Origin of the sequence: Brevibacterium picturae (assembly GCF_900105045.1) — a bacterium.
Lineage (GTDB): Bacteria > Actinomycetota > Actinomycetes > Actinomycetales > Brevibacteriaceae > Brevibacterium > Brevibacterium picturae.
The window spans coordinates 3,791,062-3,808,527 of sequence record NZ_LT629739.1 but is presented as its reverse complement, the minus strand read 5'-3'; the positions used below and the strand labels follow the sequence as shown (position 1 = coordinate 3,808,527).

General features: G+C 63.4%; 11 protein-coding genes. 5 read left to right on the top strand and 6 right to left on the bottom strand.

The window, feature by feature from the left end:
• Positions 1-234: 234 nt before the first annotated feature.
• Positions 235-1,635 carry a sugar porter family MFS transporter gene (locus BLT92_RS17315; RefSeq protein ID WP_092109564.1) on the top strand — a complete coding sequence of 467 codons (1,401 nt, stop codon included), beginning with the start codon at positions 235-237 and terminating at the stop codon, positions 1,633-1,635.
• A 15-nt stretch (positions 1,636-1,650) separates the two neighbouring features.
• Here BLT92_RS17315 and BLT92_RS17310 read toward each other — a convergent pair whose 3' ends face one another.
• Together BLT92_RS17310 and BLT92_RS17305 are read right to left on the bottom strand one after the other, a co-directional pair.
• Complete coding sequence (locus BLT92_RS17310; protein ID WP_092107604.1) at positions 1,651-2,151, bottom strand: DedA family protein; 501 nt, start codon at positions 2,149-2,151, stop codon at positions 1,651-1,653.
• Between the two features lie 156 nt (positions 2,152-2,307).
• Entirely contained in the window at positions 2,308-3,522 is a 1,215-nt protein-coding gene (locus tag BLT92_RS17305; protein WP_092107602.1) for a metal-dependent hydrolase family protein, read from the bottom strand.
• Between the two features lie 196 nt (positions 3,523-3,718).
• Between BLT92_RS17305 and BLT92_RS17300 the strand changes: the two genes are divergently transcribed.
• Both BLT92_RS17300 and BLT92_RS17295 read left to right on the top strand, forming a co-directional pair.
• Positions 3,719-7,666 (top strand): Pls/PosA family non-ribosomal peptide synthetase, encoded by a 3,948-nt coding sequence (locus tag BLT92_RS17300; protein ID WP_092107600.1) that lies wholly within the window; start codon positions 3,719-3,721, stop codon positions 7,664-7,666.
• On the top strand, positions 7,596-8,957 hold the full coding sequence (locus tag BLT92_RS17295) for a M1 family metallopeptidase (RefSeq protein WP_231938895.1): 1,362 nt from the start codon (positions 7,596-7,598) through the stop codon (positions 8,955-8,957). The genes BLT92_RS17300 and BLT92_RS17295 overlap by 71 nt, the downstream gene beginning before the upstream one ends.
• A 54-nt stretch (positions 8,958-9,011) precedes the next feature.
• On the opposite strand, the gene BLT92_RS17290 is transcribed toward BLT92_RS17295, so the two are convergent.
• Together BLT92_RS17290 and BLT92_RS17285 are read right to left on the bottom strand one after the other, a co-directional pair.
• Positions 9,012-9,668: a GNAT family N-acetyltransferase gene (locus BLT92_RS17290; RefSeq protein ID WP_157691486.1), complete on the bottom strand. Its 657-nt coding sequence runs from the start codon at positions 9,666-9,668 to the stop codon at positions 9,012-9,014.
• Complete coding sequence (locus BLT92_RS17285; protein WP_092107596.1) at positions 9,665-10,981, bottom strand: MATE family efflux transporter; 1,317 nt, start codon at positions 10,979-10,981, stop codon at positions 9,665-9,667. Before BLT92_RS17285 ends, BLT92_RS17290 begins: the two co-directional genes overlap by 4 nt.
• Positions 10,982-11,323: 342 nt before the next feature.
• Here BLT92_RS17285 and BLT92_RS17280 point away from each other — a divergent pair, with 342 nt between their 5' ends.
• A complete protein-coding gene (locus tag BLT92_RS17280) occupies positions 11,324-13,795 on the top strand; it encodes an HNH endonuclease signature motif containing protein (protein WP_092107594.1) in 2,472 nt (823 codons plus the stop codon).
• A 40-nt stretch (positions 13,796-13,835) separates the two neighbouring features.
• Here BLT92_RS17280 and BLT92_RS17275 read toward each other — a convergent pair whose 3' ends face one another.
• Together BLT92_RS17275 and BLT92_RS17270 are read right to left on the bottom strand one after the other, a co-directional pair.
• On the bottom strand, positions 13,836-15,035 hold the full coding sequence (locus BLT92_RS17275) for an acetyl-CoA C-acyltransferase (RefSeq protein WP_092109559.1): 1,200 nt from the start codon (positions 15,033-15,035) through the stop codon (positions 13,836-13,838).
• A 78-nt stretch (positions 15,036-15,113) separates the two neighbouring features.
• Positions 15,114-15,857, bottom strand: coding sequence for an SDR family oxidoreductase (locus BLT92_RS17270; protein WP_092107591.1), 744 nt, complete (start codon positions 15,855-15,857; stop codon positions 15,114-15,116).
• A gap of 367 nt (positions 15,858-16,224) precedes the next feature.
• Here BLT92_RS17270 and BLT92_RS17265 point away from each other — a divergent pair, with 367 nt between their 5' ends.
• Positions 16,225-17,448: an ABC transporter substrate-binding protein gene (locus tag BLT92_RS17265; RefSeq protein WP_092107589.1), complete on the top strand. Its 1,224-nt coding sequence runs from the start codon at positions 16,225-16,227 to the stop codon at positions 17,446-17,448.
• Positions 17,449-17,466: the final 18 nt, after the last annotated feature.

The following is a 17,466-nucleotide window of genomic DNA, read 5'->3' as shown; positions in this document are numbered from 1 at the left end:
CACTCTACTGAACTTCGGATCCGAGACCCGCACTCGCCCATCTCCCGAGCAGTCGCGTGCCGAACAGCCTCGCGTGCCGAAGAACCTGCGGATGGCATACCCTTGGGTGCAGTTCATCGACGTCGCCTTCGCACACAGTTGACGAATGGCATCCGGAAGGAAGAGGCCCACTTGACCCAGAACGACCGATCACCGGACGGCAGACTGCACGGCAGAGACCGGGTGAATTCCCGCATCGTCGGAATCTCGCTGGCCGCCGCACTGGGCGGATTCCTCTTCGGCTTCGACACAGCTGTCATCAACGGCGCCGTCGACGCCCTCGCCGAGGAGTTCGCCCTCAGTGCCGGCCTGAAGGGCTTTGCGGTCTCGTCGGCGCTGCTGGCGTGCGCACTCGGAGCCTGGTTCGCCGGCTCCCTGGCCAATCGGTACGGCAGGCTTCCTGTCATGGTCGTCGCGGCGATTCTGTTCTTCGCCTCTGCGATCGGTTCGGGCCTGGCATTCGGTGTCACGGACCTCATCATCTGGCGCATGGTGGGCGGGCTCGGCGTGGGAGCCGCTTCCGTCATCGCACCGGCCTATATCGCCGAGGTGTCCCCCGCCCGCGTACGAGGTCGCCTCGGTTCGCTGCAGCAGCTGGCGATCGTGACCGGAATCTTCGCCGCTCTCCTGTCGAATGCGCTCCTCGCATCACTGTCCGGCGGAGCCGCCGATCCGCTGTGGTTCGGGATCGAGACCTGGCGATGGATGTTCATGATCGAGGCACTTCCTGCCCTGGTCTACGGACTCATGGCACTGGGACTTCCCGAATCCCCTCGGTTCCTGGTCGCCCGCGGCAGAGAGGACGAGGCCGCTCGAGTTCTGCGTGTCTTCACAGGAGTCACCGACACCGATCCCCTCATCGAACGGATCCGCGATTCGATCCGGCGGGAAGACAAAGAGTCCTTCAGGGACCTCATCGGCAGACGCTTCGGGCTCAGACCGATCGTCTGGATCGGCATCCTGCTGTCTGTCTTCCAACAGTTCGTCGGCATCAATGTCATCTTCTACTACTCCACGACCTTGTGGAAGTCGGTCGGATTCGACGAGTCAAGCGCCCTTCTGACCTCGGTCATCACCTCGGTGACGAACATCGTCGTGACGATCGTGGCGATTCTTCTCGTCGACAGGGTCGGGCGTCGGAAGATGCTCTTGGCCGGTTCGTTCCTGATGGGGATCTCACTGGCGATGATGGCGGTGTCGTTCTCATTCGCCGAACTCGCCACTGCCTCCGATGGCACCACCAGCGCCCAGTTGGACGCGCCGTGGTCGATCATCGCTCTGATCTCGGCGAATGTGTTCGTCGTCGGATTCGGCGCCACCTGGGGCCCGCTGGTGTGGGTGCTGCTGGGAGAGATGTTCCCCAACCGAATCCGCGCGGGCGCCCTGGCCGTGGCCGCCGCGGCCCAGTGGATCGCGAACTTCGCCATCTCGACGACATTCCCGATCTTCGCCGATATCAGTCTGACCTTCGCCTACGGCTTCTACGCCTTCTTCGCGGTGCTGTCGTTCTTCTTCGTCTGGTGGAAGGTGCCCGAGACGAAGGGAATCGAGCTCGAAGACATGACCGAAGATCTCGAGGCCCGCCCCCAAGGCTGAACCCGCCGAGGTGGTTCAGACCCGATCCTCGACGGGCGTCTCGGACCGGTCGTCCTTCTTCCTCAGACCGACGACCAGCCCGATGATCGCCAGGACGAAGCAGGAGCCGACACCGACGGTCAGCCCCGGCTCTGCGCTGTAGGCGGTGGCGATGGCCTTGAATCCGATGAGCCCGACGGTCGAATAGATGAGCGCCCACAGCGACCCGCCAACGGCGAGCGCGGGAATGTAGCGACGGTAGCTCATTCCGGTGGTGCCCGCCGCCAGGTTGAGCACGGTCTGGACTCCGACCATGAGGAAGCTGACGACGATCACTGGTGCACCCCACCGCTCGATCATGGCCTCAGCCTTGCGGTACTTCGGTCCGGACATGATCGTGTCGATGCGTTCGATCTTCCTAAAGCCCCTGCGCGCCAACCGTCCCAGCAGAAAGGTTCCGCCCGCGCGGGCCAAAATGATGCCGAAGAGGATCAACCACGTGACGGCGATGGGAAACGACCAGTCCAGAGGATTCATCGCGAATCACTGACTCCGTCGCGGTGCGGATGATTTCCATTGCTCACACCGCAATTATACGCCAAGTGAGGTCAGCCTTCCCTCACCTGGTGCCCTCGCGCCCCCGTGCACGTCAGCCCGTGCCGGCTGACGTGCACAACTGCGCGGCTGTCCGTCTCAGACGAGTTCGCCGCCCTGATACACGGAACTCACGCGGTCCTCGATTCCCCTGACGTCCTCGATGCTGAGGTCGCCGTCGACGACCACGAGGTCGGCGAGCGCGCCCTCACCGATGCGACCGACCTCGTCATGACCAAGCAGTTCGGCCGCGACAGATGTGCCCGCCGCCAATGCTTCGGCGGTGGAGAGACCGACCCCGGCCAGCAGGCTGATCTCCTCAAGGTTCTCACCGTGCGGCCCGACGCCGGCATCGGTGCCCATCGCAATCCTGATCCCGGCCTCATGGGCCCTCGCGATCGACGCGTAGTGGGCTTCGATGACCGCATGGGCCTTGTCGACGACGGACTGCGGTAGGGCCGAACCCGCCTCGGCGGACTTGATCACTGCCTGAGGAGCCTGCAGGGTCGGGACCAGGAACGTGCCGTTGGCGAGCATCAGGTCGATGGCTTCGTCGTCGAGGTAGATGCCGTGTTCAATGGAGCGCACGCCGGCTCTCACCGCATTCTTGATGCCTGGTGCGCCCTGGGCATGGGACATGACATGGGCGCCCTGGGATGCCGCCTCGGCGACGATGACGGCGATCTCCGCCTCGGTGAACTGGGAATGCCGGGGATCGTCCCGGGGTGAGAGCACGCCTCCGGTCGAGCAGATCTTGATGTGATCGGCACCTGCCCGCAGCAGCTCCCGGGTCTTGCGCTGCACTCCCTCGAGCCCATCGGCAACGCCTGAGGGCCGGCCAGGGTGCGGAGCCATGAACGGCGAGTCCGCTCCCGACACCAGGTGGAAGTCACCATGCCCGCCGGTCTGGGACATGATGTTGACCGCGATCGACATGCGAGGTCCGCGGACGACGCCCGACTCGACCGCGACCTTTGCGCCGAGGTCGGTGCCGCCCGCATCGCGGACGGTGGTCACCCCGCCCTTGAGCGTCCTCTCCATCTGGGCCACTGAGTTGTAGAACTGCAGCGAGAACGGGTCATGGAACGTGGAGGAGTCACCGGCGCCTGTGCTCATCAGGTGCACGTGGCAGTCGATGACGCCGGGAATGAGCGTCTTGCCTGCGCAGTCGACGAAGCTGGCGCTGGCGTCGTGTGAGCCCTGGCCGCCCTCGGTGATTGCGGAGATCACTCCCCCGTCGACGACGACGTCTCGCTGCCCCACCAGGAACCGCGTTCCGTCGAAGACCTTGGCATTCTTGAAGACTGTGACCATTGACTCTCTCCTCGTCTTTGAAAATCGTTCGGGTGACGTGCTTCATACCCGTGGTTCACATCTATCACGGACATCAGTGTCGCGTCATGCTGCGGTGATCGTTCACATTCGCGACACCTTGACGAGATAGAGTGTCCGGCGATGACAGTCGGCCCGTTGGCCGACGTCCATGTTTCGCTCTCAACTCGGAAGACCTGTGACCATACATTCGCCTCAGTTCCCAGCAGCTTCGCGCCCCCGTGAGGACCGCACACTCATCGACGTCCTCTTGGAAACCGCAGGAGCACATGGCGATCAGCCCGCCATCGACGACGGACGAGGCGCCCTCAGCTATTCCGAACTGATCATCGAGATCCGTGATCTCGCTTTCACGATGGCCGAGGCGGGAATCGGCCCAGGGGACAAGGTCGGCATCCGCGTGCCCTCCGGTTCGTCCGATCTCTACATCTCGATCCTGGCCACGATGATGCTGGGTGCGGCGTACGTGCCCGTCGACGTCGACGATCCCGATGAGCGGGCACACACCGTCTTCGCCGAGGCGGCCGTCACCGGCGTCATCACCGCCGAGAGGGCGATTGAGTCCCGTACCGATCGGGGTCCGCTGGCGAGTTCAGAGCTGCGACGTCCGGTCCCCGACGACGATTGTTGGGTCATCTTCACCTCGGGTTCGACGGGTAAGCCGAAGGGTGTCGCCGTCTCACATCGCAGTGCGGCGGCGTTCGTCGACGCCGAGGCGGCCATGTTCTGCCAGGACGAGCCGCTGGGTCCGGGAGATCGGGTGCTGGCCGGTCTGTCCGTGGCCTTCGATGCCAGCTGTGAGGAGATGTGGCTGGCCTGGCGACATGGTGCGTGCCTGGTTCCAGCTCCTCGTGCCCTGGTGAAATCCGGGATGGACCTGGGTCCTTGGCTGTCTTCACGCGGCATCACCGTGGTCTCGACCGTTCCCACCTTGGCAGCGCTGTGGCCGGCCGACAGTCTCGACGCAGTCCGTCTCCTGATCTTCGGCGGTGAGGCCTGTCCTCCTGAGCTCGGGCGCCGGCTCAGCGATGACAGTCGTGAGGTCTGGAACACCTATGGCCCCACCGAGGCGACGGTGGTGGCCTGCGGAGCACAGCTCGACGGTTCCGAGCCGGTTCGGATCGGGCTGCCCCTGGACGGCTGGTCCCTGGCTGTCGTCGATGCGGAAGGAATTCCCGTCGCCGACGGCCAGACCGGTGAGCTCATCATCGGCGGAATCGGGCTGGCCCGCTACCTTGATCCCGACAAGGACGCCGAGAAGTATGCTCCGATGCCGACCCTCGGCTGGGAGAGGGCTTATCGCTCGGGTGACCTCGTCATCAGCGACCGGCAGGGGCTCATCTTCGTCGGTCGTGCCGATGAGCAGATCAAGCTTGCCGGTCGCCGCATCGAGCTCGGTGAGATCGACGCTGCCCTCCAGGCCCTGCCCGATGTCGAGGGTGGTGCTGCGGCCGTAAAGCAGACCCCGGCGGGCACCGACATCCTCATCGGCTACATCGCGTCGAGTGCGGCGGATCCCGGGGACCGCATCTCCGCGTGGGAACAGGCTCTGCGCGCCGAACTGCCTGCTGCCCTGGTGCCCCGGCTGGCGCTCATCGACGAACTGCCGACGAAGACCTCGGGCAAGGTCGATCGCAATACTCTGCCCTGGCCGATGGGTGATGTCGCCGAGGCCGAGGACAGTACGGAGACCTTCGCACCCGAGGTCGAATGGATCGCCGAGCAGTGGTCGGCGGTGCTCGGGTCGCGGCCCGGATGGGACACGGACTTCTTCTCCGCCGGCGGCGGGTCCCTTGCCGCCGCTCAGCTGGTCTCACGGGTGAGGACCCAGCATCCCAGCGTCACCGTCGGCGACGTCTATGCCCACTCGCGCTTCGGGGCGCTCTCGACCCTGTGTCACGCCGACGACGGAGCCGCGGCGACCACCGGTCGTCCACGACGGACCATCACTCGGACGTCGAGGGGGATGCAGGCCTTCCAGACTCTGCTCGCGGTGCCGGTCCACATCCTCGGCGGGGTCAGGTGGGTCGTCATCGCGATGGTGCTCGCGAACCTCGGCAGCAACCTCGGCGCGGACCTTCCTGTCACTCCCTGGCCGGTGATCATCACGCTGTTCGCGGTCTTCGTCACCGCCTGGGGGCGTATGCTCATCTCCGCCGGCGCCGCGCGTGCGCTGATGCTCGGCATTCGTCCGGGTGACTATCCGCGGTCGGGGTGGGTACACAAGCGCCTGTGGCTGGCCGAGCACATCGCGGATCTCGCGGCGGCCGTCTCGGTGGCGAGCGCACCCTGGGTGACCTGGTATGGCAAGCTCCTGGGCAACAGGATCGGGGCCGATGCGGATCTGCACTCGGCTCCCCCGGTGACGGGTTTCCTGACTGTGGGCGAGGGCGCCGCGATCGAACCCGAGGTCGATCTCAAGGGGTGGTGGGTCGACGGTGACCTGCTGCGCATCGGCACCATCGATGTGGGATCCGACGTGACGATCGGGGCCCGGTCCACATTGATGCCGGGCACCCGGGTCGGTGAGGGTGCCCTGGTCGAGGCCGGTTCTGCTGTGACTGGAAAGGTGCGCAGGAACCAGATCTACTCGGGCTCCCCCGCTGTCCGGATCGGCAAGGCCAAGAAGAGCTGGCCCGCTCCACCTCCTCGCCGAAAGCTGCCTTTCCTGCTCTACGCCCTGGGCTCCCAGCTCAACGCCGCTCTGCCGTATCTGGCGGCCGTACCGGGACTGGCGCTCATGATCGCGGTCTCGGGCATCGGCGTCGTCGAGTCCCCCTGGCTCGTTCTGGCCTGGTCCCCTCTCATCGCCTGCATCTGGTTCGTCTGCACCGCACTGTTCATCCTGGTCTCGGTGCGGATCCTGTCCATCGGCATGGAGGAGGGAGAGTTCCCTGTCCGCTCGGCTCGCGGCTACCGCGTGTGGGCCACGGAGAGACTCCTCGACCTGGCCAGGGACCTTCTCTTCCCGCTCTACGCCTCGATGCTCACCCCGTGGTGGCTGCGACTGCTCGGAGCGAAAGTGGGGCCGGGCACGGAGATCTCGACGGTGGTCTTCGTCCCCACGATGACGACCATCGCCGCCGGTGCGTTCCTGGCAGACGACACCATGGTGGCCAGCTACGAGCTCGGCCACGGGTGGATGCGTGCCGGCCGGGCGAAGGTCGGCAAGCGCGCCTTCCTCGGCAACTCGGGCATCGCCTCCCCGGGACGACGGGTGCCCAAGAACGCGCTGGTGGCGGTGCTGTCAGCGGCCCCGGCGAAGGCGAAGAAGGGCTCCTCCTGGCTCGGCTCTCCCCCGGTGCAGCTGCGCCGGGCAGCAGTCGATGCCGACGAGACGCTGACCTATGCGCCGACGCTCGGTGTCAGATCGGCCCGCGCCTTCTTCGAGACCCTGCGGATCACCTCGGTGATGGTCGCCGGCGCACTCATCGCCGCAGTCGTACTCACGATCGAGTTCCTCCTCGGACTGCCGGGATCGAGCGGATCGTTCCTGGCCTCTGTCGGGCTCGCTCTGCTGACCTCGGGCATCGTGATGATGGCCGCCGGTGCAGTGGCGGCGGGACTCGCGATCGCGGCCAAATGGATCTGCGCCGGTCCGATCAGGGCCGGCGAGCATCCCCTCTGGTCGTCGTTCATCTGGCGCAACGAGGTCGCCGACTGCTTCGTCGAGCTCATCGCCGCACCGTGGTTCGCTCGGAACGCGGTGGGCACGCCCGCCATCGTGTGGTATTTGCGTGCCATGGGGGCGAAGATCGGCCACGGGGTGTGGTGTGAGAGCTATTGGCTGCCCGAAGCCGACCTCGTCAGCCTCGGCGACAACTCCACGATCAACCGCGGCTGTGTGGTCCAGACGCATCTCTTCCACGACCGGGTGATGAGCTTGGACTCCGTTGAGCTGGAGGAGGGATCCACACTGGGACCCAACAGCGTGATCCTGCCCGCCTCCAGTCTGGGCACGAACGCCACGGTCGGTGCGACGTCGCTGGTGATGCGCGGAGAGTTCGTGCCGGCGCATGCCTATTTCAGCGGCAATCCTGTCATACCCTGGGTGGATGCACCAGAACTTCCTGACGTCGGATCCGGCGAACCCGAAACAGCAGCGAGGCGGCACCACGATGCTTGATCTCTACACACCGGACGTCGGCACCACCGGCCTCACCATCGACCACTACGACCTGGACCTCGACTATCGGATCGGGCCCAACCGCCTCTCCGCACGTGCGAGCCTGACGGGGCGAGTGCTGGAGGAGACGAAGACGATCCTCCTCGATCTCACAGGTCTGCGAGTCACGAAGGCCACCGTCAACGGCAAGAAGGTTCGGTACTCGACGCGGGGCAAGAAGCTGCGGCTGACCACCGACCTCCTGCCGAAGAACCAGCCGGTGCGCATCGACGTCGCCTATGTCGGAAATCCGCAGCCCGCGATCGGGACCTGGGGCGACATCGGCTGGGAGGAACTCGAAGACGGAGTCCTCGTCGCCGGGCAGCCCGTCGGCGCATCGACCTGGTTCCCCTGCAATGATCATCCCTCAGACAAGTCGAAGTACCGCATCCGGGTACTCACCGAGTCCGAATACACCGTCGTGTCCAACGGGCAGCTCGTCGACAAGGTCCGCAGGGCCGGACGGACAGCATGGACCTACGAGTCCCTGACGCCGCTGGCGACGTACCTGGCCACGGTGCAGATCGGCCGCTACCGGCACACCCAGATCGACGCAGAGGAAGGCACGGAGCCCTCCCCTGTCCCCCTGGGGCTCCATGCGGGCGAGCATTGGGCCACCGCGTCGACGCGCCTGCGGGTCCAGCACTCCATGATGAACGAGTTCATCGACCGTTTCGGCCCGTACCCTTTCGACCGCTACGACGTGGTCGTGACCGACGACGAGCTCGAGATCCCCCTTGAGTCACAACCACTGTCGGTGTTGGGTCCCAACCACCTGGGCGATGAGTGGGAGGCCGAACGACTGGTTGCCCATGAGATGGCCCATCAGTGGTTCGGAAACTCGCTGACGCCTCGACGCTGGTCCGACATCTGGCTCAACGAGGGTTTCGCCTGCTATTCGGAGTGGGTGTGGTCCGAGGCGTCTGGACGCAGCAGCGCGCACGAGTGTGCGCAGACCTGGTGGGAGGCTCTCGCCGACGAACCGCAGGACTTCGTGCTCAGCGATCCGGGTGGTCCTGACATGTTCGATGACCGTGTGTACAAGCGCGGAGCACTGTGCCTGCACGCGCTGCGGCTCGAGATCGGAGACGAGGACTTCTTCGCCGCGATCTCAGAGTGGACGACGAAGCATCGTCATTCCTCGGTCGAGACCTCAGAGTTCCTCGAGTGCATCTCCGGTGTGGCCGGCCGCGACCTCGCCGAGGTTGTCCATCCGTGGCTGTACGACGAGGAGCTGCCAGAGCTGGCTTAGCTGAGTCAGCTGAGTTTGCTCAGGCAGCTGGCTTGGCTGAGTCGGTTGGCTGCGTTACGTGAGCTTCCGGACGAGGATGTCAGAGTCCCCGTTGCGCCCAACCGCGACGAATCCGCGGTCGTGGTAGAGCCGGGCCGCGCCGTTGCCGTCCTCGACCGAGAGGCTGACAGCAGGAAAACCGCTCATCTTCGCCAATGTGCACACGACGTCGAGGAGCATGCCACCGAGGCCCTGGGACTGATGGTCGGGCAGGACGGCCAAGGACAGCTCGGGGATGTCCGCGGCCACCCAGCCGTACCCGGTGAAGTGGGGACCCGCCTCGACGGCGGTGCCATCGTCGGCGTCGGTGGCCGACCTGTCGATCACTGCCTCGAACCCGGCCAGGCGCAACCATGCAAGGCCCACGATCTCCGGCTCTGAACCGGCGGCCGATCCTGCGCCGGTGGTGTCCGTTGCGCTCAGATCTGTCGCGTAGGCGGCCACCGCGATGTCACCGTTGCGGCCCCAGTCTTTGAAGTAGAAGGCGGCATCGTCGCGTTCGAGGAGCTCGTCGATTTCGACCCGTGGTTTGTCCATGGACCAGTTGAAACACAGGTCGAGGAATGGCAGAAACACATCGTCTGGGATCTCGGCGCCCAGCGGACGGATCCGTGACTTGTGTTCGGTTCGGCGACCCGCCTCGGCGGGATTCTGGTTCTGACGTTCGTTCATGAGGTTCCTTTCTCGACCGCACGAGCGATCCAGCTGCGGTTGCGCACGCGCCATCCCAATGTCAGTGCTCGGAGGCCGACGAAGCCGATGCAGAACGCGGCCCACAGCCCCAGAGCACCGGGCCAGTAGAGGACGACCGGAATCAGCAGGATCGCATATCCGCCTACTGCCACCAATTGTGCCAGAGCGAGATATTTGGCGTCCTCGGCGCCCATGAGGACACCGTCGAGGACGAAGACATAGCCGGCAATGGGCATGCTCAGTGCGAGCACCGGAAGCAGGCTCGTCATCAGTGCCACGACTGCTGGGTCCGAGGAGAAGCCGCGGGGAATGATTCCTGCCCCGGCCAAGAGGAAGAGGCCGACGACGACGCCGAAGACGATGCCCCACAGACACAGTCTGCGGTTGATCGCGGCCACCGCGTCGACATTGCGCGCTCCCAGCTGCAGACCGATCAGGGCCTGACCGGCGATGGCCAGCGAGTCGAGGGCGAGCGCGAGGGCGAAGAAGAGACTCTGGGCGACCTGGATCGCGGCGAGTTCGGTCGTGCCCATGGCCGTGGCGAGGAAGACGAGGATGATCAGAGCCGCGCGCAGGGAAGCGTTGCGCACCAACAGCCATCCAGAGGTCTTCGCCGAGGCGAGCACGCCGGACCAGTCGGGTCGGAAAGTGGCATGGAATCGTCGTGCCGCCCTGATCGAGATCAGCACGTAAACGGAGCACATTCCGGCTTGGGCGATGACGGTTCCCAGAGCGGATCCCGCGACTCCCATGTCGAGACCATAGATGAAGATCGCGTTCAGCCCGATGTTGGCGAGGCATCCGACCGCTGCCACCACCAGGGGCGTGCGCGTGTCCTGAAGCCCGCGCAGGAGCCCGGTGGCGGCGATGACGACGAGCATGAACGGCAGGCCCCACCAGGAGATGGCGAGGTAGGAGTGAGCGCCCTCGGCGATCTCACTGCCGGGATCGAAGACTGCGATGAGCGGTCCGAGCAGGGGCAGACCGATGGCCAGCAGCACCACCGAGGTGCACAGAGCGAGCCAGATCCCGTCGAAACCCGCGTTGATGGCCCCGGGGCGATCTCCGGCACCCATGCGCCTGGCGACACGTGGGGTGGTGGCGTAGGCGAGGAAGATCATCAGCCCGAGGACGGTCTGCAGGATCGTCGACGCGATGGCCAGCGATCCCAGTGCACCGGCGCCGAGGTGGCCGACCATAGCCGTGTCCGAGAGCAGGAAGATGGGTTCGGCAATCAGCGCCCCGAGAGCCGGAAGTGCCAAACGGAGAATGTCTTTGTCGATCGCTGCCACGCGTCGAGTCTAACGAAGGATCGAGTCTGAGGAATCGGCGGCACCGTTTGTTGTGTCAGTAGTGCCGATTGTTGTGTCAGTAGTGCCGATTGTTGTGTCAGCGGCGAATGAGAGCATATAACAGCAAACACATATTGATGATAGTCGCGGAAGCTCAACGGTCAGCGTCAACAGACTTCGGATCATATATCTACTTAATTCCGGATTCCGCACTATTGCATTTCTTTTCTTATTCGAATCTCTCTAGCATTACATTCGATTAATGGCTATAATTAGAGTAGGCGCCGATGCAATCCAATAGACCCCACGGAGCGGTGGAGAGGAGGCAGCGCAATGAAACACATGGCTGACGACAGTTCTCGCTATGGCGTGCATTCGGACGATGCCTCCTCTTCAGGCTGCAGCGGCCGCCGCCTCGACATCGACGAAGAATCGCCATTCAGCGGCCTGTCGGCCGTCTACGCCTGCAGCGACCAAGCGCAATTTGCCGCATTGGACGCAACCAGCGGCATCTTCGTCCGGGAGGTTGCGCACTACCTCGGCCTGGCCGGCCCCGACTTAACCATTCCGTATCACTTCCTGCCACTGGCGGGGACGATCCGACGTCGCAGCGGTCGCAATCGGCCCAGCAGTCGCAAACGTTCCGGCGCTCGCACCGACACAAGGGCCAGCGAGCCCGCAGGCACCGGCAAGAATGCAGGGCAGGAGACCGCTGCGGGCAAAGGCGTGCACTCGACCACCTCGAACAGCAAGAAGGACTCGAGCCGTAAGAAGGACCGTGGAGCGGGGCGCCGCATGCGTCGTGAGCAGAGGCAGTCCCGAGAGCACCCCAAGCAGCTTCCGGACTTCCCCGCGTTCAGGCCCACTTCGACATTCAACGGTTGGACACATCAATACGCCTGGGCTGAAGACATCAGCGAGTACTCGACGCTCCTGGGTGCCACCACCGCCGGAGCCTATAAGCACATCACCGCTGCGATGACACTTGTGCACGGACTGCCGAAGTTCCATCAGCGCTGCTGCGACGGCGACTTCACCATTGAACACGTCGCCTACGTGACCCGGCGCTGCCGGGACGTCGAATTCAGGTACCTACCGAGCATTGATGACTATCTGGCCGATAGGCGGGCAGACATCACGATCGAAACGTTCAAACGCTCTCTCGCACTGAAGATCGCAGCGACCCAACCAGCACAGGAAACCCTCGAGAAGGTCGCGGTTCGCCGGCGGGTCGACATCAGCACCGGTGATGACGGTACGGCCTACCTCACTCTCACCGGTCCAGCTCCAGAACTCAACGCCTGTTATCGGAGGGTCGAGGCGTTCGCCCGAGCCGTCTACACGGGAAACATCACTGCGTTCGGCGACCAGCTGAACCCTGGGGAGACATTCGACGACGATCGTGGCATCGATGCGCTCATGCTCGACATATTCACTCGCACTCGACCACAGCTCAAACTTCGAATCACCAGCAACAACGCGACAACTGGAGACACGTCGAGCACGGACTTTCCGATCGACGGCCTCTTCACGGGACCCGACGGTATCCCCATGTCTGCCGAGGAATCTCTGCTCGAATACATCGAACGAACCTTCGGCCAGATGGGTGACGAGCCCTCGCCAGCGGCCGACGCCGAGGCTGAGGGGCAGACTGCGTCCGACAGCTGGATGCGCGACCCGCGGTTCTTCGAAGCCCTGAAGAACAGCCGACCATCGCCTGACACAGCTTTCTGGCCGCCTGGAGCCGACCCACATGCACGATTCGGCGCCGATCCCTCATCCCCGCATGACGAGTCATCATGTTCAGTCAGCTACGAGGTTCTCCTCGACATGCCCACCAATGAATATTGGCTCTCCCACCAGGCACGGACGACGATCACCGTCCCAATGTTCACCTTGCTCAGCCAGTTCCTCGACAAGTCCGGAGACGATGGGAGCACAGCGCCTGGCCGAACACCCGGGTCAGAGGCGAACGACGATGCAGAGGTGTCCACGACGACGCCATCATCAACGAACAACTCTGAGGACCAGTGGGCTTCTGCAGACGTATGCGATTTGGCCGGCATGCTCCCGGATGGTTCTCCACTTCCTGCTGACATGGCGCGCAGGCTCGCCGGATATGCGTCAACATGGACGCGCATCCTCACCGATCCGGCGACCGGAACGCCCCTCGACGCGAAGGCAACCAGCTACACGATCCCCAACAGCATCCGCCAGCCTCTCGCAGCCCAGTGGATGAACTGCACAATGCCCGGATGCACCCGACGCGCCGAGTCCACAGAGGTCGATCACATCGATCCGTTCGACCGCAACAGCCCAGAGAGCGGCGGCCTGACTCGATTCGGCAACCTCCATAATCTCTGCAAACGCCACCACCAGGCGAAGACAGACCGGAAATTCTCAGTCAGAATGGCCGAGCCTGGTCGGCTCGAGTATGTTTTCAGACACGGAATCACTACCGAAGTCATGCCGCCCGACAACCCGATCAACGTTGAACACGCCAAGCTCTTCCTCAAGCACTTCGCCGCACCCCCGCCCCGTCCGACTGCTCCCCCGCCGGAAACCGCCTCTCCGGAGCCCGCATCATCTGACACGGCGACTCCACCGGACAGGAGAGGTCGACGAAAGAAGAAGACCCCGACTGCAGAAGAAGAGCCGCCGACCGCGCAGTCACAGACCGCACAGTCGACGAGTGCTCCTGCCGAAGGCAGTCAGACCCCCGGCGAGGTCGAATACGTCGACCCATTCTCCTGCCGCCCCGAGCAGAGCGAGAAGCAGTGGTTCTGGGGCCCGGATGAGCAACCACCCTTCTGACGGCTCAGCACGTTGCGATGGCTCGGCACGCTACAACTACTCAGCAGACCTCGAAGAGTCCTGCCGCGCCCTGACCGCCGCCGATGCACATCGTGACGACCACGTACTTGACTCCACGGCGGCGACCCTCAATGAGGGCGTGGCCGACGAGGCGGGCACCAGTCATCCCGTACGGGTGTCCGACCGAGATACCTCCACCGTCGACGTTGTACTTCTCAGGATCGATCCCCAGACGTTCACGGCAGTACAGAGCCTGCACGGCAAATGCCTCGTTGAGCTCCCACAGTCCGATGTCATCGATTGAGAGCCCCTGCGCCTTGAGCAGCTTCGGAATCGCGAAGACGGGTCCGATCCCCATTTCATCGGGATCACAGCCGGCCACGGCCATACCCCGATAGATGCCCAGAGGCTCCAGGCCTCTCCGGCTCGCCTCATCACTCGACATCAGCACCGAAGCCGAAGCACCGTCAGACAGTTGCGAGGCATTGCCCGCAGTGATGCTCGGAACCTTCGATGCGACACCGGGCTTGAGCACGGGATTCAAGCCCGCCAAACTCTCCAGGGTCGTTGACGGACGGTTCCCTTCGTCACGGTCCAGAGTCACCTGCTGAGTCGAGGTTTCCTTCGTTTCCTTGTCCACGACGATCTTCGTCGTCGGCAGCGCCACGATTTCGTCGTTGAACCGGCCGGCCTCCTGGGCGGCGGCAGTCCGCTGCTGCGAGGACAACGAGTACTCGTCCTGTGCTTCGCGGCTGACGCCGTATCGCTCAGCCACCACCTCGGCGGTAGCGAGCATCGGGTAGTAGATTCCGGGAACATGCTCGACCAGCCACGGGTCCTCGGCCCGGTACATGTTCATCTTGTCGTTCTGCACCAGAGACACCGACTCAACGCCGCCGCCGACTGCGATCTCCTGACCATCGAAGAGGATCTGCTTCGCAGCAGTCGCGATTCCCATCAGGCCCGAGGAGCACTGGCGATCGATCGTCATACCGGGGACCGTCGTCGGCAGGCCGGCTCGCAGCGCCGCTTGACGACCGATATTGGTGGACTGGCTGCCCTGCTGCAGGGCAGCGCCGAGGATGACGTCTTCGACCTCGCCGCCTTCCAGACCGGCCCGTGAGACAGCGTGGGAAATGGCGTGGCCTGCCAGTTCCTGAGCCTGGGTATCGTTGAACGCTCCTTTGTACGCCTTTCCGATCGGAGTTCTGGCGGTGGAGACGATGACTGCTTCGCGCATGACGAGCCTTTCTTCAGTGAGATGCGCCGGAACTGTGTTCGCCGCATTGGGAGTGGGAGTTGAGGAGAACCAGGCCAATCAGGCCTTCGGCCCTCCGGCAACATAGATGACCTGCCCGGAGACGAAACCGGCGCCTTCGGAGGTGAGAAATGATGCCGTGTGGGCGATGTCGTCGGGTTTTCCTGTGCGCGCCACCGGAATCTGCTCGATCCCTGCAGCGATGAAGTCGTCATAGTTCACGCCCATCCGCTCAGCGGTGGCTTTGGTCATGTCGGTTTCGATGAGACCGGGTGCGATCGCATTTGCGGTGACACCGAACTTGCCGAGCTCGATCGACCACGTCTTCGTCATCCCCTGGATCCCTGCCTTGGCCGCCGAGTAGTTGGTCTGACCGCGGTTGCCGAGTGCAGACGTCGACGACATCGACACGATGCGTCCGAACTTCGCTTCGACCATGTATGACTGAACGGCCTTGGTCATCAGGAATGCTCCGCCAAGGTGCACAGAGAGGACCTTCTGGAATTCCTCGTGTGTCATCTTGAACAGCAGGTTGTCTCGCAGAATGCCGGCATTGTTGACCAGCACTGTCGGTGCACCGAGAGTTTCTGCGACGGCCTTCACCGCTGCTCCGACGGATGCTTCGTCAGAGACATCGGTCTCGACGCCCAGCCCCTTCATGCCGGTGGCTTCGATGGCCTTGACCGACTCCTCCGTGGGCCCCATATCGAGGACCGCGACATTCATTCCATCCGATGCCAGGCGTTGGGCGATGGCGGCTCCGATGCCGCGGCCGCCACCGGTGACGATTGCTGTCCGAGTCATGACGATTTTCCTCCGAAACGATGATTCGTGATTGGGCTGCGCCGGCAGTGACATGGATCTCACCCCTCGCAGCTTCCAGCTTAGACCACGAAAGTCACTGAACGATTGTTTGCTCAGAAAACGTGATCCCGAATCACGATCGACCGCTCCCGGCAAAGCTCCGCAGACGAACAGGGGCACTCGGAGCCGTAATGAAAATGAAATGCACAGGATTCACCAAATGAGATTGACATCACATTTGATGATGGATCGGTTCCTTCCTAAGCCTCAATCGAATATTCGTTCAGATTGACTTCGGGGTTCCGCTCAGACACCCCACAACTGTAAGGAGCACTGTTGCTCCGTCTCACTTTTCAAAGGAGAAAAGATGAACTCAATCCCGCGAAGGGCCAGCCGTCCCGTGCTTGCGGCGGCCGTCATCAGCACATTCGCACTGGCTTTGGGCGCCTGCGGTGGAGGCGGCGGAAGCGGTGCCTCCGGCGGCGATGACTCTGTCGTCATCGGCTATACCGGTCCGCTGAGCGGCGGCGGCGCGGCCTACGGAAAGAATGTCCAGACAGGTCTTCAGATGGCAGTCGACGATCTCAACGAGGACGGGCTCGAAGTCGATGGGAAGAAGGTCACCATCGAGCTGAAGTCCCTCGATGACAAGTACGCGCCCTCCACTGCTGCCAGCAACGCGCAGCGACTGGCGGATCAGGACGAAGCACCCGTCGTCGTCTCCCCCAACGCGGGAGCGATCAAGGCGATCCAGCAGATCAACGACGGGCGGTCCAAGTTCATGATCTCCGCCTACACCTCGGATCCTGCAATCATGCAGGCCGACAACGCGCTGACGATGATGATTCCGCCCAACTTCGAGTCGTATGCCAAGCCGTACACCGAGCAGGGAATGAAGCACGGTGGCAAGAAGCTCGCGCTGCTCGGCACAGAAAGCGAATACGGCCAGCAGTGGACGAAGGCGATCACGGACGAATGGAAGAAAGCAGGCGGCACGATCGGTGCAGACAACAGCATCAGCTACGCCACAGTCTCGGACTTCGCCGGCCCGGTGTCGAAGGCCCTTGCCGAGAAGCCGGACTCCATTTTCGTCGGTGGCCCCTCACAACCGACTGCACTCATCATGGAACAGGCACGGAAGCAGGGCTTCGAAGGCAGCTTCCTCGTGATGGACCAGGCGAAACTCGACGAGATGGCAACTGTGACCAAGATCGAGAATCTGACGAACTCCATCGGCGTTCTTCCGGTCAAGGAATACGACGACCCCGGCAACAAGGACTTCCTGAAGAAGTATGCCGAAGTCGCTGGTGAGGACAAGGTGGCGACAAGCGAGACCGCGCTCAACTATCAGAGTATGGCCATCATCGCCAAGGCTATGGAGGTCGCCGGTACAACCAGCGATCCCGACAAGATTCGCGCAGCGGTGCCGGACGCCCTGAGTAAGGTCGATGACAAGTACAAGGTCAACGGATTCCCGACGAAGATCACGGATCAGGGGCACCTGATGAATCCCGAGCTGGAAGTGACCTACCTGAACGAGGACGAGAAGTACACGAAGATACCCGTCGAACAGGTTTCCGACGCCAAGTAGTCACCAACGTCGGCGCTT